Annotated in this window: 17 protein-coding genes; 13 read left to right on the top strand and 4 right to left on the bottom strand. The window is 74.7% G+C overall.

The annotated features are described in order from the left end of the window. The first annotated feature begins 30 nt into the window (after nt 1–30). The 4 genes from ACFYZY_RS19165 (at nt 31) to ACFYZY_RS19150 (ending at nt 8,005) form a co-directional block, all read left to right on the top strand. Nucleotides 31–2,256 (top strand): alpha-N-acetylglucosaminidase, encoded by a 2,226-nt coding sequence (locus ACFYZY_RS19165; protein ID WP_388695369.1) that lies wholly within the window; start codon nt 31–33, stop codon nt 2,254–2,256. A gap of 84 nt (nt 2,257–2,340) precedes the next feature. Further along, nucleotides 2,341–4,425 carry a DUF4139 domain-containing protein gene (locus tag ACFYZY_RS19160; protein WP_388695368.1) on the top strand — a complete coding sequence of 695 codons (2,085 nt, stop codon included), beginning with the start codon at nt 2,341–2,343 and terminating at the stop codon, nt 4,423–4,425. Nucleotides 4,426–4,430: 5 nt separating this feature from the next. Beyond that, the gene (locus ACFYZY_RS19155) at nt 4,431–5,990 is read left to right on the top strand and encodes a mucoidy inhibitor MuiA family protein (protein WP_388695366.1); all 1,560 of its coding nucleotides are present in this window, start codon (nt 4,431–4,433) and stop codon (nt 5,988–5,990) included. Between the two features lie 203 nt (nt 5,991–6,193). Further along, nucleotides 6,194–8,005, top strand: a complete 1,812-nt coding sequence (locus tag ACFYZY_RS19150) for a SpoIIE family protein phosphatase (protein ID WP_388695364.1) — start codon at nt 6,194–6,196, stop codon at nt 8,003–8,005. 73 nt (nt 8,006–8,078) lie between these two features. Here ACFYZY_RS19150 and ACFYZY_RS19145 read toward each other — a convergent pair whose 3' ends face one another. Both ACFYZY_RS19145 and ACFYZY_RS19140 read right to left on the bottom strand, forming a co-directional pair. Further along, a complete protein-coding gene (locus ACFYZY_RS19145; protein ID WP_388695361.1) occupies nt 8,079–9,833 on the bottom strand; it encodes a PP2C family protein-serine/threonine phosphatase in 1,755 nt (584 codons plus the stop codon). A gap of 848 nt (nt 9,834–10,681) precedes the next feature. Continuing rightward, nucleotides 10,682–11,191 carry a MarR family transcriptional regulator gene (locus ACFYZY_RS19140; RefSeq protein ID WP_388695359.1) on the bottom strand — a complete coding sequence of 170 codons (510 nt, stop codon included), beginning with the start codon at nt 11,189–11,191 and terminating at the stop codon, nt 10,682–10,684. 50 nt (nt 11,192–11,241) lie between these two features. Here ACFYZY_RS19140 and ACFYZY_RS19135 point away from each other — a divergent pair, with 50 nt between their 5' ends. The 9 genes from ACFYZY_RS19135 (at nt 11,242) to trpS (ending at nt 20,430) form a co-directional block, all read left to right on the top strand. Beyond that, complete coding sequence (locus ACFYZY_RS19135; protein ID WP_388695356.1) at nt 11,242–12,414, top strand: PP2C family protein-serine/threonine phosphatase; 1,173 nt, start codon at nt 11,242–11,244, stop codon at nt 12,412–12,414. Between the two features lie 149 nt (nt 12,415–12,563). Continuing rightward, nucleotides 12,564–13,286, top strand: coding sequence for a VOC family protein (locus tag ACFYZY_RS19130; protein ID WP_388695354.1), 723 nt, complete (start codon nt 12,564–12,566; stop codon nt 13,284–13,286). Nucleotides 13,287–13,649: 363 nt separating this feature from the next. Next, nucleotides 13,650–15,269 carry an ATP-binding protein gene (locus tag ACFYZY_RS19125; protein WP_388695351.1) on the top strand — a complete coding sequence of 540 codons (1,620 nt, stop codon included), beginning with the start codon at nt 13,650–13,652 and terminating at the stop codon, nt 15,267–15,269. Next, nucleotides 15,269–15,670 (top strand): roadblock/LC7 domain-containing protein, encoded by a 402-nt coding sequence (locus ACFYZY_RS19120; RefSeq protein ID WP_388695349.1) that lies wholly within the window; start codon nt 15,269–15,271, stop codon nt 15,668–15,670. Before ACFYZY_RS19125 ends, ACFYZY_RS19120 begins: the two co-directional genes overlap by 1 nt. After that, a complete protein-coding gene (locus ACFYZY_RS19115) occupies nt 15,667–16,020 on the top strand; it encodes a DUF742 domain-containing protein (protein WP_388695347.1) in 354 nt (117 codons plus the stop codon). The genes ACFYZY_RS19120 and ACFYZY_RS19115 overlap by 4 nt, the downstream gene beginning before the upstream one ends. Continuing rightward, nucleotides 16,001–16,624: an ATP/GTP-binding protein gene (locus ACFYZY_RS19110; RefSeq protein ID WP_388695344.1), complete on the top strand. Its 624-nt coding sequence runs from the start codon at nt 16,001–16,003 to the stop codon at nt 16,622–16,624. Before ACFYZY_RS19115 ends, ACFYZY_RS19110 begins: the two co-directional genes overlap by 20 nt. Next, nucleotides 16,621–17,850 (top strand): cytochrome P450, encoded by a 1,230-nt coding sequence (locus ACFYZY_RS19105; RefSeq protein ID WP_388695342.1) that lies wholly within the window; start codon nt 16,621–16,623, stop codon nt 17,848–17,850. Before ACFYZY_RS19110 ends, ACFYZY_RS19105 begins: the two co-directional genes overlap by 4 nt. Beyond that, nucleotides 17,847–19,091 (top strand): cytochrome P450, encoded by a 1,245-nt coding sequence (locus tag ACFYZY_RS19100; RefSeq protein WP_388695339.1) that lies wholly within the window; start codon nt 17,847–17,849, stop codon nt 19,089–19,091. Before ACFYZY_RS19105 ends, ACFYZY_RS19100 begins: the two co-directional genes overlap by 4 nt. Nucleotides 19,092–19,344: 253 nt before the next feature. Further along, a complete protein-coding gene (gene trpS, locus ACFYZY_RS19095) occupies nt 19,345–20,430 on the top strand; it encodes a tryptophan--tRNA ligase (RefSeq protein WP_388695337.1) in 1,086 nt (361 codons plus the stop codon). A 98-nt stretch (nt 20,431–20,528) separates the two neighbouring features. On the opposite strand, the gene ACFYZY_RS19090 is transcribed toward trpS, so the two are convergent. Continuing rightward, nucleotides 20,529–21,551 (bottom strand): aminoglycoside phosphotransferase family protein, encoded by a 1,023-nt coding sequence (locus tag ACFYZY_RS19090; protein WP_388695334.1) that lies wholly within the window; start codon nt 21,549–21,551, stop codon nt 20,529–20,531. Between the two features lie 73 nt (nt 21,552–21,624). Next, a complete protein-coding gene (locus ACFYZY_RS19085; RefSeq protein WP_388695333.1) occupies nt 21,625–21,999 on the bottom strand; it encodes a VOC family protein in 375 nt (124 codons plus the stop codon). Between the last annotated feature and the right edge of the window lie 146 nt (nt 22,000–22,145).

Here is a 22,145-nt window from a genome sequence, read left to right as displayed (position 1 = left end):
CCGAGCAGGGAACCAAGGACAGGGAACCAGATGGGCCGTCACCCGATCCTCCGATGTCGTCACGTCCTCGCCGTCGTGCTGCTCGTCGCCGCGGCGGCGGTCCTGCCCGGCGCGCCACCCCGGTGGGGCGACCGCGCCGTCGCCGCGCCGCCCGCCTTCGACACGGCGCCCGCGCGGGCGGGTCTGGAGCGGCTGCTCGCCACCCGGGCCCGGCAGTTCACCCTGGTCCCCGTCGAGCGGCCGGACTCGGGCGACTACTTCACGCTCTCCGGGAAGGCGGGCCGGATCGAGATCCGGGGCACCTCCCCGGCCACGCTGCTCGCCGGGGCGGGCTGGTACCTGGAGCGGGTCGCCGGGGTCGACGTCGGATGGCCCGGCGACAGCCTCGGGCGGCTGCCCGCCACCCTCCCCGGAGTCACCGGGGCCCTCACCCGGTCGGCGAACGTGCCCCACCGCTACGCCCTGAACGACACGGACGAGGGCTACTCGGGCGCGTACCGGGACTTCGACGCGTACCGCCGCGACATCGACCTGATGGCCCTGCACGGCGTGAACGAGGTGTTCGTCCCGACCGGCACCGACCACGTGTACCACCGGGCCCTCCAGGAGTTCGGCTACAGCGCCGCCGAGCTGCGGAACTGGCTCCCCGGCCCCGCCCACCAGCCCTGGTGGATGCTGCAGAACATGTCCGGCTTCGCCGGGCCGGTGTCCGAGCGGCTGGTCGAGGCCCGCGCGGCGCTGGGCGCCCGGATCGCGGACCACCTGCGCTCCCTCGGGATGACCCCCGTCCTTCCGGGCTTCTTCGGCACGGTGCCGCCGGGGTTCGCCGCGCGGAACCCGGGTGCGGTCACCGTCCCGCAGGGCAGGTGGGTGGGGTTCGACCGGCCCGACTGGCTGGACCCGACCGGCCCGGTCTTCGACCGGCTGGCCGCCGTCTTCTACCGCGTCCAGCGGGAGCGGTTCGGCGACAGCGGCATGTACAAGATGGACCTGCTGCACGAGGGCGGCACCCCGGGTCCGGTCGACGTCGCCTCGGCCGCCCGGGCCGTCCAGCGGGCCCTGGACACCGCGCACCCCGGCGCCACCTGGGCCATGCTCGGCTGGCAGCGCAACCCGACCGCCGCGTTCCTGAGCGGGGTGGACCGCGGCCGGGTGCTGATCCTCGACGGACTCTCCGACCGCTACGACGGCCTCGACCGCGAGACGGAGTGGGGCGGCACGCCCTACGCCTTCGGCTCCATCGCCAACTTCGGCGGCCACACCAGCCTGGGCGCCAACACCGGCGCCTGGGTGAGCCGTTTCCACGCGTGGCTGGCCGAGCCCGGTTCCGCGCTGCGCGGGATCGCCTACCTGCCGGAGGGCACCGGCGGCAACCCCGCCGGATTCGACCTGTTCACCGAACTCGCCTGGCAGCCGGGCCGGATCGACCAGCGGGCCTGGTTCGCCGACTACGCGGCCCGCCGCTACGGCGGCGCCGACCCGCACGCCGCCGCCGCCTGGGAGCAGCTGCGGCTCGGCCCGTACACCATGGCCACGGGGACGTGGAGCGAGCCGCAGGACAGCCTCTTCGCCGCGCGCCCGAGCCTGACGGCGAACACGGCGGCGCGCTGGAGCCCGACCGCCCTGCGGTACGACGCCGCCACGGTGGAGCGGGCCCTGTCGGAACTGCTCCGGGTCGCTCCCGGCCTGCGGACCACGGACGCGTACCGCTACGACCTCGTGGACGTGGCGCGCCAGGCGCTCACCAACCGCGGCCGCGTGCTGCTGCCGCGCGTCAGGGCCGCGTACGAGGCCAAGGACCTGGAACGCTTCCGGGCGCTGGTGCGGGAGTGGAACGCCGACATGGAGCTGCTCGGGCGGCTCGTCGGCTCCGACCGGCGGTTCCTGCTCGGCCCGTGGCTGGAGGACGCCCGCTCCTGGGGCGCCGACCCCGCCGAGCGCGACCGCCTGGAGTACGACGCCCGCTCGATCCTGACCACGTGGGGCGGCCGGGTCCCGAGCGAGACGGGCGGGCTGCGCGACTACGCGAACCGGGAGTGGGACGGACTCGTCCGGGAGGTCTACGCGCCGCGCTGGGCCGCCTACTTCGCGACCCTCGACGACGCCCTGGTGACCGGCGGGACCCCGGCCGCCGTCGACTGGTTCGCGCGGGACGACGCCTGGGCCCGCGACCACCGGCCCCACCCGACCGTTCCGGCCGGTGACCCCCACGCCCTGGCGGAGGAGGTGCGGGCGGCCCTGGAGGCGGCGGCCTGACGGTTTCCCGGCACACGGGAGCCGGCGCGCGGGCGTCCCGTCGTAGGCTTCGCTCCACACGGAGACGCGGGGGGGGCGGGGCACATGACGGACGGAACGGGAACGACCCGGAGGTGGGACTCGGTCCTCGATTCGGTCGTGGTGTACGCGCGGGGCGCGCTCTGCCGCCGCCTGGCCCGGGGCCGGGTGCCGCGGGACGGCCGGGTACGGGTGACGGGCCTGCCGCGCACGCTGGACCCGGGCTCGCTGCGGGCCCGGGTCCTGGACACCGCCGGGGTCCGGGTCACCGGGGCCGGGGTGGAGGTCGAGGCCGCGCCGCACGACGGTTCCGCCCCCTACGCGCTGCGGCGCGAGGTCGAGCGGTTGCGCGACGCGTACGCGGCGGCCGGGGCGCGCCGGGACCGGCAGCGGGGCCTGATCGAGGAGGTGCGGGGGCTGCGCCCCGTGCCGCCGCCCCGCAAGCGCGACGACCCGCACCGCCGGACCCCGGTCGACGCCTGGCTCGGACTCGCCGACTTCGTGGACGAGCGGCTGACCGGACTGCACGCGCGCCTCGCCGAACTGGAGGAGGAGGTCCTCCGCGTCGAGCACGAGCTCGGCATCGCCTCGGACCGTCTCGACCGGGCCTCCACCGACGCCCCTCCGGCCCACGTCGAGACCGGCGTCCACGCCGTCCTCTCCCTGAGCGGGGCCGCCGGCGAGGAGGTCGAGGTGGAGGTGGAGTACGGCGTGCCGGGCGCCGTCTGGGTGCCGGCCTACCGCCTCTCCCACCGCACGGGGGAGGACAGCGGCCGGCTGCTGCTGCGCGCCTCGGTCGCCCAGCGCACCGGCGAGGACTGGAACGGGGTGCGCGTCGCCCTGGCCACGGCGGACCTGGGGCGCCGCACCGATCTGCCGAGGCTGCGCTCCGTCCGGATCGGGCGCCGCCAGGAGGTCCCCGCACCGTCCGGCTGGCGCGAGCCCCCGGCGGGTCTCGCCGGCCTCTTCGCCGGGTACGAGGCGGCCGGGCCCCGTCCCGTCAGCGGTTTCGGCGGGGCGGTGGGCGGTTCCGGGGAGGCCGCGGGAGGCTTCGCGGCCGTGCCCGTCGCGGCCGCTCCCGTCCCGCCACCGCCGCCCCCGGCGCCCGCGCCGCCGGGCTTCGCCGGGCCGGCGCCCGCCACCGGTCTGCCGCCGGCCCCCGGCGGCGCGTACGGCTTCGCCGCCGGGGCCCGTGACGCGGCGCCGGACCCCGTGCCCCCGGCCGTCCCGCGACGCGCGGGCAAGAGGTCCGGCGGGGACGGCGCGGCGGCGCCCCCGGCGGGTCCGTCCCCGAGCGCCCCGTCCCCGGCCGGTCCGCCCCGGCCGAGCGGTGCCGAACTCGACTACGCCTCCCTGGTGCTGTGCGGCCCCGACGAGCCGGAACCGCGCCGGGGCCGGCTGTTCCCCGCCTCCTCCCCCGACGCCGTGGCGGCCGAGTGCCGACGCCGTGCCGAAGGGGTGGCCGCGCTGCCGCTGCCCGAACACGCCGTGCGTCCTCGCGAGTCGGCGGGTTCGTTCGACCACCGCTTCGACGCCGCCGCCCGCGCCGACGTCCCCTCGGACGGCACCTGGCACACCGTCACCGTCGGCGAGATCGCGGTCGGCCTGCGCACGGAGTACCTCTGCGTGCCGTCCGTGGAGCAGACCGTGTACGCGACGCTCGTGGTCTCCAACGCCACCGACCGGGCCCTGCTGGCCGGCCCGGTGGAGGTCACCGTCGACGACGCGTTCCTGCTGACGGCCGCGCTCCCCACGCTCGCCCCCGGCGGTGTCCGGCGGCTGGGCCTGGGGGCGGCCGAGGCCCTTCGCGTGACGCGCCGCGCGCACCTCCTCGAATCGACGGCGGGGCTGCGCAACAACGTCACCGTGCTCGACCACCGCGTCCACGTGGAGCTGGCCAACCGTCTGGCGGCGCCCGCCACCGTCGAGGTCCACGAGCGGGTTCCGGTCACCTCCGAGCCGGACGTGCGGATCGAGGAACGGGCCGACTGGTCCGTGCCGGAGGACGCCACGGACTCGGGGGAACACGCCGAGGGAACCCGCGTCTGGCGGGTCGTCCTCCCCTCCGGCGCCACCGCCGTCCTCGAAGGCGGCTACGAGATCCGCGTCCCGGCCGGCAAGTCCCTGGCCGACGGCAACCGCAGGAGCTGACCACCATGTCCACGCACCCCCGGCCGATCCCCCTGCCCGTCACCGCCGTCACCTGCCTGGAGGACCGCGCCCACGTCGAGCGCACCGCCGTCCTCGACCTGGCGGCCGGCGTCCAGCGGCTGCGTCTCGGCCCGGTCGGCGCGCTCGCCGTCGACCGCACCCTCCACGCCGAGCTGGTGTCCGACCACCCGGCCTCCGTGCTCGACGTACGGATCGTCCGCACCTGGACGCCGCGCGGTCCCGCCCCCTCCCCCGACGACTCCGGCCTGCGCCGGCACGTGCGCGCCCTGGAGGAGGAGCGGCGCGCCGTGGAGCAGCGGCGGGACCGTCTGCGGACCCGTCTGGACCTGCTCGGCCGGCTCGCCGCCGACCTGCTGCGGGAGATCTCCGAGGGCGCCGGCTCCGGGGAGAGCGAGGGGGAGCGCTGGGCCCGTGAGCTGGACCGCGTGGACGCCGAGCGCGACGCGCACGCCGAGCGGCTCCGTGCCGCCGAGGCGCGGCTGTCCGCCCTCGCCGACGAGACCGGCGAGGCGTGGCGGGCCCTGCACGCCGCCGAGGAGGAGCCCGCCGAGCTGGTCGGTCACGTGGAGCTGACCGTGGAGGCCGGGGCCGCCGGGCCCGCGCGGCTGCGTCTGAGCCACCTCACGCCGTGCGCACTGTGGCGGCCCGCCTACCGGGCCGTGCTCGACGGGGACTCCCTGACCCTGGAGACCGGGGCCGTGGTCTGGCAGCGCACCGGCGAGGACTGGTCGGACGTGCGGCTGACGCTGTCGACGGCCCGCTCGGCCCTGGCCACCGATCCGCCGCGCCTGGTCGAGGACCGGCTGACGCTCAGGGACCGGACGGCCGCCGAGCGCCGCACGATCGACGTCGAGGTGCGCGAGGAGGAGACCGGCGACCTCGGCCCGGCGCCGGTGACCGGCCTGCCGGGCGTGGACGACGGTGGCGAGGTCCGCGTCCTGCACGCTCCCGCGACGGTCTCCGTGCCCGGGGACGGCCGCGCCCACCGCGTGCCGCTCTCCTCCTTCACGACGGGCGCGAGCAGTGAGTACGCCTGCTCCCCCGAACTCTCGCCGCTGGTCACCCAGGTGGTGCGGTTCGACAACGCGGCCGGGCACGCGCTGCTCGCCGGGCCGGTGGACCTGGTGCGCGGCGGCGGTTTCACCGGACGCGGCACGCTGGACTTCACCGCGCCCGGGGCCCCGGCGGAGCTGGCCTTCGGCAGCCGTGACGACCTGCGGGTCGTGCGGCACGCCGAGGAGTCCCGCGACACCGCCGGGCTCTCGCAGCGGACCGTGGTCACCCGCACGGTCCGGCTGCGCCTGTCCCGGTTCTCCGCCCCGGGCGAGGACGGCGACCGGGTGGTCGTCCTGCGGGAGCGGCTTCCCGTCTCCGAGGTCTCGGCGGTGGAGGTGCGTCTGCGCGAGGAGTCCTGCTCCCCGGTGCCGGACGCGGTGGACGCCGAGGGCATCGCCCGCTGGGACGTCCCCGTGCCGCCCGGCGGCCGCCGCACGGTCACCCTCGTGTACGAGCTGTCGGCGGCCTCCAGGGTCACGGGCATCTGAGGACGGGAGGGGCCGGGAGGGTGCGGGGCCGGGGGGGGGCTTTCCCGTACGCCCTCCCGGCGTCACGGACGGTCGTCCCGGGTGACCCTTCGTGGCCGTGGACGTCCTTGCGCGAACCGGTTCCGCATGCCTGATGCACACGGGCCGCTTCCGGTGCAGACTGTGCGGCAGATGGCGTCACATCCTGTCGGGAGGCCGGAAGAGTGAACGGCGACAGCGACGGACGGCGCCTGACCGGCCGCGCCCCGAACGGAGGCGGGCCGTCGGCGCACCGCCCGGCCGGTGCGAGGGCGCGCTTCCGCAGGAGCAGGGGTCTGCTGCCCCCGGACCGGTTCACCACCCGCGGTCAGCTGGCGTGGCTGAATTCCGCCACCTCCAGGATCGGTACGACGCTGGACCTGGAGCGCACCGCGCAGGAGCTGGCCGAGTTCACCGTGCCCCGGTTCGCCGACGGCGCCGCCGTCGACGTCCTGGAGAGCGTGCTGCGCGGCGAGGAGGGCGCGCGGTGGACGGGAGAGGGCATCCCGGTCCTGCGGGCCACGGCCCTGTGCGCCATCGAGGAGCTGTCCTCCCTGGAGCCGACCCCGGTGGGCGAGACCTTCGTCCGGTCCGAGGAGCAGCACGAGACGCTGCTCCACCGGTACTGCCTCCGGCAGGGCAAGCCGGTCCTGCTGAGCCGGATGCGGGACGACGACTTCGCCCGGGTCGCGCCGACGGAGAGCGCGGCGGCGCAGATGCGCGCCGCCGGCGTGCACAGCTATCTGGCCGTGCCCCTGATCGCACGCGGCCTGCTGCTCGGGAGCGCCGACTTCGTGCGCGGCCCCGGGACACCGCCGTTCTCCCCCACCGACCTGGCCCTGGCGGAACAGCTCGCCTCCAAGGCGGCCGTCTTCATCGACAACGCCCGGCTGTACGGGCGCGAGCGCGAGCACGTGGTCTCGTTGCAGCGCAGCCTGCTGCCGCGCGCGACCCCGGTGACGCCGGGCCTGCGGGTGCGCTCCGAGTACGCGCCCTCGGCGGCCGGCCACGGGGTGGGCGGGGACTGGTACGACGTGGTGGCGCTGCCCGGGGGGCGCACGGCCCTGGTGGTGGGCGACGTGATGGGGCACGGGCTGCCCGCCGCCGCCACGATGGGCCGGCTGCGGGCGGTCGCCCGCACCCTGATGACCCTGGACATGGCTCCGGAACGGGTCCTGGCACGGCTCGACCTGGCCACCCGCGACCTGGAGGACGAGCAGGTCGCCACGTGTCTGTGCGCGGTCTACGACCCGGCGGACTCCAGTTACACGCTGGCCAGCGCCGGGCACCTGCCGCCCCTGCTCCTGGACGGGAGGGGGGCCGCCGACTTCGTGGACGTGCCGGCCGGCGCGCCCCTGGGCGCGGGGGTGATCCCGTACGACCCGCTGCGGCTGAAGATCCCGGACGGCGGTCGTCTGGTGATGTACACGGACGGGTTGATCAAGACCCGGACCGAGGACCTGGACGTCCAGCTGGCGCGGCTCCGGTCGGCCGCGCTCGGGCTCACCCCCGAGTCGCTCGAAGCGGGGGGCCTGCTGGACCGCGCCCCGGCCGGCGCCACGCGGTTCGACGAGGCCGTGCTCCTCGTCACGACGGACTCCCCGTCCCCGGGCGTCGACCTGCGGGTGTGGGAGCTGCCGAAGGACGGGCGGGCGGCCTCGGTGGCGCGGGGCCTGGTCACCGGCCAGCTCGCCGAGTGGGAGCTGGCGGAGCTCGCGGACGCCTGCGAACTGGTCGTCTCCGAACTCGTGGGCAACGCGCTGCGTTACGGCAACGGCCCCGGCGAGCTACGACTCTGGCGGGGCGAGCGTCTGGTCGTGGAGGTCTCGGACACGGGACCCGACCTGCCCCAGATCCAGCACGCGGACCTCAGCGACGAGGGCGGCCGGGGGCTCCAGCTCATCAACACGCTCTGTCGCCGCTGGGGTTCCTGCCGCACCGAAACCGGCAAGGTGGTCTGGGCGGAGCAGAACATGCCGGGCGGCCAGGAGGCGTGACGGGGCGGGCACGGCACCGGCGCGGTGCCCGCGGGCCGGCGGAACCGGCCGCCCGCCGTCGAGGTCCGGGGCGTCACCGGGACCGGGACTCCGCCGGCCTGCGGACCGGCACCGAGGGGCACGGCGGGTCGGCGTGGCACAGGAGCAGGCAGGTGTCGTCGTCCCCGGGGCTGTCGCGCAGGAGGTCGGCCAGGAGTTTCTCGGCGTCCTGCTCGACGGTGCCGCCGGCCTGCGGGGCGAGGCCGGCCAGTGCGGCGGCGAGCCGCCGGATGCCCGGATCGACGCCCCGGGCCCGGCGTTCGACGAGCCCGTCGGTGTAGAGCAGCAGGCTGGAGCCGGGGGCGAGGGTGAGGTGGTGGTCGCGGACGGTCTGGTCGACGGGCAGACCGAGGAGGAAACCTCCGCGGTCGTGGAGGACGTGGACGGTGCCGTCGGGGGTGCGCAGGAGCGGGGGCAGGTGGCCGGCGGTCGCCCAGACGACCTCGGGGCTCGCCGGGCGGAGCTGGGCGACCAGGGCGGTGGCGGAGAGACCGGGCTGCAGGCTGCGCATGAGGTCGTGCAGGAGGGTCAGCAGGGCGCCCGGGGAATGGCCCTGGAGGGCGTAGGCACGCAGGGCGTGGCGGAGTTGGCTCATCAGGACGGCCGCGTCCAGTCCGTGGCCGGTGACGTCGCCGATGACCGTGGTCAGGGTGCCGTCGGGGTGGAGGAAGGCGTCGTACCAGTCGCCGCCGACGTTCATGCCCTTGCCGGCGGGCAGATAGCGTGCCGCCATGCGCAGGCCGGGGACCGCGGGCAGGTCGGTGAGCATGGCGCGTTGCAGGATCTCCGCGGTGTCGCGTTCGTGTTCGTAGCGCTGGGCGTTGTCCAGCGCGGTGGCGGCGCGACGGGCCAGTTCGGTGAGCATCACGACGTCGTCGGGGGTGAACCGGTCCGCGGGGGGCGTCAGGACCAGCACGCCCAGTGTGGTCCGGCCCGTGGTCAGGGGGAGGGAGAGCAGGGGAGGACCGGTCACGGGGCCGGAGGCGGCTCCGGGGCGGTCGGTTCCGGCGCGGTGGTGGACCCGTCCGGTGCGGGCGGTGAGGACGGCGGGGTGGTCGGCCGGCAGCTCCGCGGCGTCCGGGGTGTCCCCGGCCGGCGCGGTGAGCTTCTGCCGGTTGTCGAGGAGCCGGATGTGGGCGGTGGCGGCGTACTCGGGGACGAGCATCCCGGTCAGGTCGCGCAGGACCCTTTCGTGGTCCAGGGTGCGGCTGAGCGTGGCGCTGGCGGCGGAGAGGAACGACAGCCGCTTGCGGGCGGTCTCCGCCTGCTCGCGCGCGGCCTGTTCGGCGGTCAGCAGTTCGGTCTGGGCCCGGTGGGCGGCGTCGAGTTCGGCGTGCAGGGCGAGTACGCCCTGGTTGGTGGATTCCAGCTCGCCGCGGTGCCAGTCCAGCAGTTCCACCAGGGCGCGGACGTCGCCGTCGCCGTCCGCGAGCGCGCGGACGAGCCGGGAGCAGGGCTCCTCGCCGCCGTCCCGGGACGCGGCCGGGGCGTGTGCGTGCCGGGGAGGGGGCGGCTCCGTGTGCCCGTCGTTCCCGCCGTCCCCGTCGCCGGGGGTGTGCAGGACGGCGTGGACGGCGGGGACCCCGGTGGCGGGGTCGGGGCGGACCTCGACCCGCAGACGGGCCGTGGTGCCTTCGTCGAGCGCCGTCCCGATCTTTCCGAAGAGGTCCGTGACCAGACGGACGCGCGCTTCGGCGGGGACCGCGGAGGCGAGGGCGAGGACGTCCTGACGCGCTCGCAGGGCGTCGGCCGGCGTCCTGATCGTCAGGTTGATCTGCGGCGCGTTCATCACGCTCCTCGCGGGGGTGGGGAGAGGGCTGCGGCGGTGGGCACGACGGACGTGGTGTCGCCGGGGGCGGGACCGGGCGCGCCGGGCACCGTCCGGAAGCGCGGCGGTTCCGTCCGCCGCGCGACCCGCTCCCGGCGGCGTTCCGGGAACGCGGTCGCGCTCCCGGCCACCCGTGTGCGGCGTCTGAACCGCCATGCCCGCTCGCTTTCTTCCCGGGTCTTCGAGCATCCGGGTACCGACAGGGACCGGCGGATGAGGAACGACCAGCGATAGTTGCCGCACGACAACAATAGGCGAGTCCCGCGCGATCGGCACGGCCCGCCCGGCACGGCTCCGGCTCCGGTCGCCCGGCGCGTACGGGGTCCGGAGCGGGGCAGGAGGATCACGGGGCCGGTCACCGCGCACGCCCCCGGAAGGGACGGGAGGAGGTCACCGTGGAAGGAGAACCGGGCGCTCCGGGCTTCCGGACCGCCGGGGCGGTCGCCACAGCGACGGCGGGAGGGCGGGAGGAGACGAAGACGCGGCGGAGTCCGCGGGCCTCACCCGCCGGGCGCCGGGCCCGCCGGACCGCCCCGGTCCGTCAGGCGGCGGCTCCGGCCCGCCCGCCGCCGCGCGGCGTCGACGGCCATCGGCGCGGAGGGACCTTCCGGCCCGCGGAGGCATTCCCCTCCCCCGCGCGGCGCCCCGGGGGCTCCCGCCGCGAAACGCCCCTCACCCACAGTTGCCCCGAACCAATACTTGCCATTTGACAAGTATCCGCCGGAGGCAGGAATCTGTCGCAGCAGCATGAGCCGGAGAGCCGGCCTCGGGAAGGTGGAATCGTGAACCCATCGGCGCAGCCGCCGGCCTCAGGCCGACCCCGACGCGACGGCTTCCGGCTCGCCGCGTCCGGACGCGGCGTCGCCGGTGACGGCCCGGATCCCGACCAGGCCCCGCGCCAGCATGGCCCGCTCCGTGGCGCTCATCCTCCCCAGCAGTTCTCCCAGGACCTCCTCGCGCCGGGCCCGAAGCGCTTCGAGGTAGCTCGCGCCCCGGCGTGACAGACGCAGTTCCAGTTCCCGGCGGTCCGAAGAACTGTGGTTGCGTTCGATGAATCCCACCGCGTGCAGCCGGTCGCACATCCGGCTGACCGACGGCGGCATGGAGTCGAGCTTCTCGGCCAGGGTGCGCAGGTTCACCACTCCCTCGCGCTCGAGGACGTACAACACACGCACCTGGGACGACGACACCGGCGCGGTCGAGACCCTCTCCCCCTGGGACCACAAGACCTCGACCAGCTCCAGGACCTCGCGCGCCATACTGGCGACGTATCCCCCCGCGCCGTCCTGCCGCAGCGCTTCCTCCGGTCGCCGAGACATGAGAGAAGCTCCCTTTCGCATGCGTTCCAAAACTAGGCGGTAACCGAACGATGGACAGATTCACCGTGGTCGAGCGCGCCCTGCGCTCCACCACTCCCGACGCTCTCCTCCAGGCCCTGGAGGAAGCGCTGGCCGCGCAGTACGGCGCCGCGGACGTCACCCTGCTCATGGCCGACTACGCGATGACCATACTGCAACCGGTCTCCGCCCTCCCCTACACGATGGAACCCGTTCCCGTCCACACGAGCGCCCCCGGCAAGGCGTTCAACTGGCAGCGGCCCCACACCGAGGCCCCCGGGAAGGACGGCTCCGTCGTCGCGCACCTGCCGGTGAGCGTACGCGGCGACCGCATCGGGGTCCTGAGCCTGCGCCTGGACGCCTGGGACGAGGACTCGGACACCGCGCGGGAGCTGACGGAGATCGCCGAGGTCCTGGGCCACGAGATCATCGTCGGCGAGCGCGACACCGACCTCTACCTCCAGGCCCGGCGGGCCACCCGCCTCACCCTCGCCGCCGAGATGCAGTGGCAGCTCCTTCCCGGGCGCTCCTGCACCCGGCCCGAGTACGAGATCGGCGCGCAGCTCGAACCCGCCTACGCGATCCACGGGGACAACTTCGACTGGTCGACGTCGGCCGACGCCCTCACCCTGACCGTGACCAACGGAATGGGCGAGGGCATCGAGGCGGCCCTGCTGACCAGCCTCGCGGTCAACGCCCTGCGCAACGCCCGGCGGGCCGGCCTGTCCCTGGTCGACCAGGCGTACCTCGCCGACCAGGCCGTCTACGGGCAGCACCGGGGGGCGCAGCACCTGTCGGTCCTCCTGCTCCGCTTCGACCTGGCCACCGGAGCCACGGAGATCGTGGACGCCGGCTCACCGAAGATGTGGCGCGTACGGCGGGGCAGGGCCGAACAGATCGAGCTGAACGCCCAGCTCCCCCTCGGCATGTTCGAGGACACCTCCTACACGGCCGAGCACTTCCGGACCGAACCGGGAGACCGCCTCGTCTTCGTCAGCGACGGCGTCTACAACGTCGCCTCGCCGGCCGGCGAACGGTACAGCGACCGGGCTCTGGCCCGGGCGCTGACCAGCACCCAACTCCTGCCCGCCTCCCAGGTCCCCCGGGCCGTCCTGCAGGAACTGGCCGGTCACCGCGGTGTGATCGACCCCGAGGACGACGCCATGGTGGTCTGCCTCGACTGGCACGGACGGCCCGGCGCCTGAGGCCCCCCCGGCGCGGCCCCACGCGCCGCCCGCCGGAGGGGCGGCCGGGCTCCGGGACGGAAACCGGATGCGGGCGCCGTACGGCCGCCCTAGGCTGCGCCCGCCGGGGCGCCGCGCCGGCCGTCGAGGGACAGGAGACACACCGAGCCATGACCAGTCAGCTTTCCGCGATCTGCTTCAACACGCCCCGGCCGTCCGACCTGGCGCGGTTCTGGGCGGGGGTCCTGGGCTGGGACCCACTCGGGGGTGCGGACGGCGAGGTCGCGGTCCGGCCTCCCGACGCCGCCGGGTTCCACATCCGTTTCCTGCCGTGCCGGGAACCGAGGAGCGGCCGGAACCGGGCGCACTTCGATCTGACGAGCACCTCCCCCGAGGACCAGCGGCGAACGGTGGCCAGGGCGCTGGAACTGGGCGGCAGGCACATCGACGTGGGGCAGCGCCCGGAAGAGGGCCACGTCGTCCTCGCCGACCCGGACGGCAACGAGTTCTGCGTCATCCAGCCGGGCAACACGTTCCTCGCCGGTACCGGCACCATCGGGGCCCTGGCCTGCGACGGCACGCGGGAGGTCGGTCTCTTCTGGAGCGAGGTGCTGCGGTGGCCGCTGGTCTGGGACCAGGACCAGGAGACCGCGATCCAGGCACCGGGCGGCGGTACGAAGATCACCTGGGGCGGCCCTCCTGTGGCACCGAAGACGGGCACGAACAGGTTGTACTTCGAGCTGGCGCTCCCCGCCGGCACCGACCGGGACGCGGAGACCGACCGTCTGGTCTCGCTCGGCGCGACCCGCGTCGGCACGGGCGGAGACGACGGCGGCCCGGTGCCGATGCTCGACCCCGACGGCAACGAGTTCTCCGTGCGCGGGCCCCGGTAGCGGGAACGTCGCCGGGCGAGCCGTGCCGCAAGGGCGCCCGCCCCCGGAACGTCGTCATCGGCCCGCCGGGCCGGGCCGCACGATCCTCCTCCCGGAAGGCACCCACTCGCGCCGCGCTCCGCCCGGACCGGGCGCGCTCCTCCTTCGGCGGGGCCGCCCGGTCAGGTGGCCCCGCCACCGCCCCGCCACCCGCGCGTTCCCCTACGCCCCTCAGAAGTTAACGAAACTTGCCACGTACCGTGCCCTTTTAAACCTTGACTGGCGCAAGTTCAACCAACAGTGTTCCTAACTGATCAAGAACACATCTATAGTGCCGTCGTTACGACTCCCTTCCCCGTGTGCCCGTTCCTGAGAGTCTGGTTGATGTCGGCGCCGTCCACCCCCTTCCGTCCCGCCCTGCTCGCCTCGTCGTTGACAGCCGCCGCAGGCGGTGCGCTCGCCGCGGCGGCGACCGCCGCGGCACCGGCCGAGGTCCGTCCCGCGCTGGGCTGGTTCGCCGTCTGCGGCGTCCTGTTGCTCGCCGCCTCGGCCTTCGCCGTCACCTGGTACGGACGCACCTCGCGTGCGCTCGGCAGACGGGTCGACGCCCTCACCGCCGAACTGGCCTCCCGGGACGCGTACATCGCCCGGTACTCGGCCTCCGCCGAGCGGGAGGCCTCGGCCCTGAGGGAGCGGTACGCCGCGGAGGCCGCCGCCGCCGAGGCGGCCCGCACGGCGCGGGCCGAGGAGCTCGTCCGCACCCACGCGGCGGAGACGGCCGAGCTGAAGCGGGCGCGAGCCGCCGACGTGGCGCGCCTCGAAGAGCGGCTGCGCCGTGCCGAGTCCGGCCGGTCCGCCGCCATGGCCGCCGCCGCCAACGCGGCCGGCCGCATGCAGGCCCTGGCCACGAGCATGCTGGCCGACCTGCGGGACATGGAGCACCGGCACGCCGACGAGGACGTCCTGACCGACCTCCTCCACCTCGACCACCGCACCGCCCAGGCGGGCCGGCTGGCGGACTCCATCGCCGTGCTGACCGGGGCGCGTTCCGGCCGTCGCTGGGCCCGCCCGATCGGCATGGAGTCGATCCTGCGCGGCGCCATGGGCCGGATCAGCGGCTACCAGCGGGTGCGGCTGCACTCCAGCAGCGAAGCGGCCGTGGCCGGCCACGCCGCCGAGGGCGTCATGCACGCCCTGGCCGAACTCATGGACAACGCCGCCAACTTCTCGCCGCCCACCGCCGAGGTGCACGTCTACGTGGAGGAGGTCCCCGCCGGCGTCATCATCGCGGTGGAGGACAGCGGCCTGGTGATGAGCGACGTCCAACTGCGCCGCGCCGAGGCCGCCGTGAGCGCGGAGACGCAGGACCTGGCCGGACTCTCCGGCACCCGGCTCGGTCTGGCCGTCGTCGGCCGGCTGGCGCGCAAGCACGGTCTGACCGTGTCGTTCCGCCCGTCGGCGCGCGGAGGCACCGGCGCCCTCCTCATGCTGCCGCAGGACCTGATCAGCCACACGGCCCCGGCCTCGCCGGCCGCGCCCGCCGCCACAGCCGTACCGGCCGCCCCCGGCCGCGCTCCCGCCCTGCCCGGACCGGACCGGGTGCCCGCCGGAGCGCGGGTTCCCGAACCGGAGGCCGTGCACGAGCCCGACGCGGCGTCCGGCACCGGCGCCGAGGGCACCGGCGAGCACCCGCAGTTCGGCGAGAGCGGTCTCCCGCGCCGCCGTCGCGGCCGGGCCCTGGCCGCCGCCCACCCGGAGGGCCCCGACGCCGCCGCGAAGCCCCGCCCGGCGGGTCCGCGCAGTGGCGCGGCGGCCGGGGCGGCGACCCGCTTCGGCAGCTTCCGCCGGGCGGTCCGCTCCGCCCAGCCGGACGCCGGGACCGAAGCCGACCAGACCCCGGCGGGCGGTCCCCCGGCCGCCCCGTCCGACCGGGACGGCCGGACGTCCACCCCCAGGACGTCGTCGCCGTCCTCGAACTCCCCGCACCCGGAAGGCACCCCGTAATGACCGGCACCACCACCGACGAGAAGCTCAGCTGGCTCCTGGAGGGCCTGCTGGAACGCACCCCGGGCACCCGGCACGCCCTGGTGCTCTCCCGCGACGGCCTCAAGCTCTGCCGTACCCCCGAGCTCTCCGTCGACCAGGCCGACCAGCTCGCCGCGATCGCCGCCGGCATCCAGAGCCTGTCGCACGGTGCCTCCGTGGAGTTCGGCGACGGCACGGGCGGCGTCCGTTCCGCGATGGCCGAGTTCTACGGCGGCATCCTGTTCATCGTGGAGGCCGGCGAGGGCGCCCACCTCGCCCTGGTCGCCGACGAGGACGCCGACGCCGGGCTCATCGGCCACAACATGTCCGAACTGGTCGAGCAGCTCGGCGAGCACCTGGTCGCGAGGCCCCGGGGATGAGCCGTTCCAGGCCGGGCAGGGACGATTCCCCGGACCGGCTCTACACCCTGACCGGCGGCCGCAGCCGCGCCGGGTCCGACGCCTTCGACCTGGTGACCCTCGTGGTCGCCGAGAGCGATCCGTCCCCCGGCATGCAGTCCGAGCACGCCGCGATCCTGCGCCTGTGCCGTTTCCCCACCGCCGTGGTGGAGGTGGCGGCCGGTCTCGGTCTGCCCGTGTCGATCACGCGGATCCTGCTGGCCGACCTCCACGACACCGGCCGTATCAGCGCACGGCACCCGCGTGCGTCGTACAGCCTTCCCGATCACGACATCCTGGAGCAGGTGCTCGTTGGACTCCGTAACCTCTGAACAGCGCCAGACCCTGCACAGCACCGCCGACAACGGACTGAAGATCGTCGTCGTCGGCGGTTTCGGCGTGGGCAAGACCACTCTGGTGCGCTCGGTCAGCGAGATCCGTCCGCTGAACACCGAGGAGACCATGACCCAGGCGGGCGAGGGCGTCGACGACACCGTCGGCGTCGCCGCGAAGACGGCCACCACCGTGGCCTTCGACTTCGGCAGGATCTCGCTGGACGCCCACAACATCCTCTACCTGTTCGGGGCGCCCGGCCAGGAGCGGTTCTGGTTCCTGTGGGACCGGCTGTTCTCCGGGACGCTCGGCGCGGTCGTCCTCGTCGACACGCGCCGGCTCGCCGACTCCTGGTACGCGATCGACCGCCTGGAGCACCACGGCACGCCGTTCGTCGTCGCCTGCAACGACTTCGGCGGACCCGCCCACACCACCGAGCAGATCCGCGAGGCCCTCGACCTCGCCGCCGAGGTGCCGCTGGTCTTCTGTGACGCCCGGTCGCGCGAGTCCAGCAAGCAGGTCCTGATCTCGCTCGTCGAACACCTGCAGTCCGTCCTCGTCCAGGACCCGATCTCGCAGCCGATACCGGAGCCCGCCCCGTGACCTGCCCCGTGTCCCGTCCCGTTCCGCTGAGCGGGCCCCGGTTCCAGACCGAACCCACCGAGCTGTACCGGCAGATGCGCCGTGACCACGGAGCGGTCGCCCCCGTCGTCCTGGACGGGGACGTGCCCGCCTGGCTGGTCCTCGGCTACCGCGAGCTGCACCAGGTCACCAGCGACCCGGTGCTCTTCTCCCGCGACTCCGACCTGTGGAACCAGTGGGAGCACATCCCGGCGGACTGGCCCCTGCTGCCCATGATCGGCCGCAAGCAGCCGTCCATCCTCTACACCGTCGGCGAGCGGCACCGCGAGCGCGCGAACGTCATCTCCGGGGCCCTGGAGGCGATCGACCCGTTCGTCCTGAGGCAGCGGGCCGAGCGGTTCGCCGACGAGCTCATCGACGCGCTGTGCGGCAAGGGTTCGTGCGACATCATCGCCGAGTACGCGATGCTGCTGCCGGTCCGGGTCCTCGCCAGCGTCTACGGCTTCGCCGACGAGCAGGGCCCCGGACTCGTCAAGGCCCTGAACGACATGATCAACGGCCAGGAGGGCGCCCTGGAGGGCCAGCGCCACCTGGGCGAGTCCATGTTCGCCCTGCTCACCGCCAAGTCGGAGACGCCGGGCGACGACGTGGCCTCGCGGATGGTCGCCAACACCTCCGGTTTCACACTGGAGGAGGTCGGCCAGGACCTCATGGTGATGCTGGCGGCCGGCCACCAGCCCACCGCCGACTGGATCGGCAACTCGCTGCGCCTGATGCTCACCGACGACCGGTTCGCGGCCTCCCTGTCCGGCGGCCGGCACAGCGTCGGCGAGGCGATGAACGAGGTGCTGTGGGAGGACACCCCCACCCAGAACGTCGCCGGGCGGTGGGCCTCGCGCGACACGCACCTCGGCGGACGCCGGATCGGCCGCGGCGACCTGCTGCTGCTCGGTCTGGCCGCCGCCAACTCCGACCCGCACGTACGGACCGACTCCGGCGCGCTCACCGGTGGCAACAACGCCTATCTCTCCTTCGGGCACGGCGAGCACCGCTGCCCCTTCCCGGCGCAGGAAGTCGCCGAGACCATCGCCCGTACGGGCATCGAGGTGCTCCTCGACCGGTTGCCGGACGTGGACCTGGCGGTGGCTCCGGAGGCGCTCACCCGCCGCCCCTCCCCCTGGCTGCGCGGCCTCACCGCGCTTCCCGTGACCTACACCCCGACCCCCGCACTTGGAGCCCTCGGATGAGCTGCCCGTACGACCACACCGCCGCCTCCGGCACCGACGTCATCGAGCTGGACCCGTTCGTGACCGACCTCGACGGCGAGAGCGCCCGGCTGCGCGCCGCCGGTCCGCTGGTCCGCGTCGTCCTGCCGGGCGGGGTGCCCTGCTGGGCGGTCACCCGTCACGCGGAGGCCCGGAAGCTGCTCACCGACGCGCGGCTGGTCAAGGACATCGGGGTCTGGGGGGCCTGGCAGCGCGGTGAGATCCCCCTGGACTGGCCGCTGATCGGCCTGGCCAACCCGGGCAGGTCGATGCTGACCGTGGACGGCGAGGAGCACCGGCGGCTGCGCACCCTGGTCGCGCAGGCGCTGACCGCGCGCCGGGTGGAGCGGCTGCGCGCCGGCATCGAGGCCCTGACCACGGAGATGCTGGACCGGCTCGCCGAGCGCCCGGCGGGCGCGACCGTGGACCTGAAGGCGGAGTTCGCGTACCCGCTGCCGATGAACGTGGTCTGCGAGCTGATGGGCGTCGAAAGGGCCGACCAGCCGCGGATGAAGGAGCTGTTCGACAAGTTCTTCTCGACGCAGACCCCGCCCGAGGAGGTGCCGCGGATGATGGCGGACCTGGGCGCCCTGTTCGCGGGAATCGTGGCGGCCAAGAAGGAGGCGCCGGGCGACGACCTCACCAGCGCGCTGATCGAGGCGTCGGAGAACGGCGACCGGCTCACCACGGAGGAGATCACCAACACCCTCCAGCTGATGGTGGCCGCCGGCCACGAGACGACCATCAGCCTGATCGTGAACGCCGTGGTCGCCCTGGAGACCCACCCCGAGCAGCGCGCCCTCGTGCTCGGGGGCGAGGTGCCGTGGGAGAACGTGATCGAGGAGACCCTGCGCTGGTCGACGCCCACCTCGCACGTCCTGTTCCGGTTCGCCACCGAGGACATCGAGGTCGGCGACAAGGTCCTGCCCGAGGGCGAGGGGCTGATCGTGTCGTTCGGCGCGATCGGCCGGGACGAGGAGCAGTTCGGACCGACGGCGGGCGACTTCGACGTGACCCGCACGCCGAACCGTCACATCTCCTTCGGCCACGGACCGCACGTCTGCCCGGGTGCGGCGCTGTCCCGTCTGGAGGCGTCGGTGGCGCTGCCCGCGCTGTACGCACGCTTCCCGGAGCTGCGCCTCGCCGTGCCGCGCGAGGAGCTGCGCAACAAGCCGGTCGTCACCCAGAACGACCTCTTCGACCTGCCGGTCGTCCTGGCCTGACGGTCGTCCTGGCCTGACGGTCGTCCTGGCCTGACGGTCGGCCGCGCCGACGGACATCCGTACGAGGCTGTACGGTGGGCGCATGCGTCTTTCGTCCTGCCCGAGCTGGTGGCCCTCCCCGTAGGAGCGGCCACCTCTCGCGCATGACCGAAGGGCCGTTCGGACGAACGGCCCTTTTCGCGTTTCCTGGATCACGGGTCCTGTCGTTCCGGCGGCTCGTACCGACGGCGTCCTCGACCCACCAGGAGACCTCGTGAACACCACCACCGCCCCCGCCCCCTCCTCCCCCGACGTGCTCGGGACGTCCGCCGCCCGGGCCCGGAGCGCGGTCCTGGAGGAGCAGATCCTCCGGTCCCCCGGGCGCTTCCGCGTGCTGACGGGCGACCGCCCCACAGGACGGCTGCACCTGGGGCACCACTTCGGCACGCTCCGCAACCGGGTCCGGCTCCAGGAGCGGGGGGTGGAGCTGTTCGTGATCGTCGCGGACTACCAGGTCCTGACCGACCGCGACGTGGCGGACGACCTGCCCGGACACGTCGAGGAGCTGGTCCTGGACCACCTCGCGACCGGTGTGGACCCGGCGCGGAGCACGATCTTCGCCCACAGCGCCGTCCCCGCCCTCAACCAGCTGATGCTGCCCTTCCTCAGCCTGGTGTCCGTGGCCGAGCTGAACCGCAATCCCACGGTGAAGGACGAGATCGCCCACTCCCGGCAGTCCGCCGTCAGCGGCCTGATGTTCACCTATCCGGTCCACCAGGCGGCCGACATCCTCTTCTGCAAGGCGAACCTGGTCCCGGTGGGCCAGGACCAGCTGCCGCATCTGGAGGTCACCCGGACGATCGCCCGTCGCTTCAACGCCCGCTACGGGGAAGGGGTGTTCCCCGAACCCGAGGCGCTCCTCTCCGACGTGCCGCTGCTGCTCGGCACCGACGGCACCAAGATGAGCAAGAGCCGGGGCAACGCCGTGCCCCTGGCCGCCGACGCGGACGAGACGGCGCGGCTGATCAGAGGCGCGAAGACCGATTCCGAGCGGCACATCGCGTACGACCCGGTGCGCCGCCCCGAGGTGTCCTCCCTGCTGCTCCTCGCGGCCCTCTGCCAGGGCCGTACGCCCGAGGAGGTGGCGGAGGACATCGGCTCGGCGGGGTCCGCCGCCCTGAAGCGGACCGTGACGGAGGCGGTCAACGAGCACCTGGCGCCGGTCCGGGCCCGTCGCGCCGCGTACGCGCGGGACCGGGGCCGTCTGCGCGAGGTCCTGCGGGAGGGCAACGAGCGAGCCCGGGCGGTGGCCGACGCCACCCTCGCGGAGGTCCGCGCGGTGATGCGGAGCGAGTACTGAGCGGTCGCCGGGCCCGGCCCCCACCCGGGTCCCGGCCTCCCGAGCCCGTCCTCCCGCGCCGTCCTCGGCCCGCCGCGTCCCGTCCTCCCGCGCCGCCCTCAGCCCGCCGCGTCCTCGAACACCGGCGTGCCCGCGAAGAGTTCGTTCACCCAGTGGGCGCTCGCCTCGGCGCAGCCGGTGGCGGGGGTGCCCGGGAAGAGCCGGGACCACGACACGGCCCGGCCGAGGGCCGCGAGCCGGACGGCGAGCGTCGCGGCGCGGCGCAGCTCCGGCAGGGACGGCCCCAGGCCGGTCCAGGGCTCCAGATAGGCGTCGCGCAGGCGCTCCGCGTGCCCGGGGCCGTAGCGCTCGCGGACCGCCCGGGCCGGCACCAGGAGGCTGCCGAAGGGGTGGGCGACGGCGGCGTCGCCCCAGTCGAAGAAGGTGAACCGGCCGGGGGCGGGGGTGAGCACCTGCCCGTCGTGGAGGTCGCTGTGGTCGAGGGAGTCCGGGATGCCGTACCCGTCGAGCTCCGCGCACCAGTCGAGCAGGAGGGGGCGCCGGGCCACGAGGGCGCGCCGGGCGGCGGGTCCGAGGACCGGGTTGTCCGCGACGAGGCCGTCGAAGAGGCGCGGGAGGTCGGCGGTGCGGGCGCCGGGCACGCCCAGGGCGCTCATGCGGTCCGCGTACGGGGTCAGCGCCCGCTGCATCCGCGCGTACTGGGCGAGTGCCCGCGTCCAGGATTCCGGGCCGGCGTCGCCCGCGTCCAGGACGTGCCGGAAGAGGGGGCCCCCGTCGGGAAGGAGGGACCAGCCCCGCCCGGCGTCGACCGCCAGCGGGGTGACGACGTGGTCGGGGACCCACCGCGCCAGGACGCCGCCGAGGGCCGCCTCGAAGGCGTTGTCCGGGGCGCCCGCCTTGAACCAGACCGCGTCGCGCTCTCCCGTCCCGGTCCGGAAGCGCACCAGGATCGACCAGGGCCGGACCCTGACCTCGCGGGGGCCGGTCTCGCGCAGGCCGCGGCGGCCGAGTTCCCGCTCCGCCCACGCGAGGGCGTCCGCGCGCCAGTCCTCTTCCTCCCAGGGGGTGACCGCGTCCGCGAACTGCCCCCGGTCGACGGTCATGGATGTCTCGTGTCGCATGTTCCGATCCCACCACCGGAGGCGGGAGGGGCGCACCCGAATATGCGCGGGTGCGCCCCCGGTGCCGACGGGACTACAGGTAGGGGCGGGTGATCAGCTCCATGGCGTGGCCCGCGGGGTCCTTGAAGTAGACGCCGCGACCGCCGTGTTCGGTGTTCGTCTCGCCGGGCCGCCGCATCTGCGGGTCGGCCCAGTGCTCGACGCCCTGCTCGCGGAGGCAGCCGTACGCCCGGTCGAACAGTTCGTCGTCGACCAGGAAGGCGTAGTGCTGCATCTGGATCTCCACCGGGGGCTCGGCGAACTGGATCAGTACGCCGTCGGGGAGCCGTACGTTGACGAACGGCCCCCAGGACGGGGCCTCGGGGAGTTCCAGCAACTCCCGGAAGAAACGCGCCGACTCGCGGCGGTCCTTCGCGGCGACGATGGTGTGGTTGAACGTGACGGGCACGGGGACGGACCTCGCTCTTGTCCGGTGGGAAGGGGAACGCGCGGTGCTCGGTGCGCCGGGGGTCCCCGTGCCGGACGGTGGGGGTGCTGTGCGCGCACCCGCCGGGCCGTCAGTCCTCCACCGGATCGCCCGTCCGTGTGTGGCGT

The organism is Streptomyces sp. NPDC001744 (assembly GCF_042892575.1).
GTDB lineage: Bacteria > Actinomycetota > Actinomycetes > Streptomycetales > Streptomycetaceae > Streptomyces.
The sequence above is the reverse complement of the archived record's forward strand: the minus strand, read 5'-3'. Positions and strand labels throughout refer to the sequence as shown.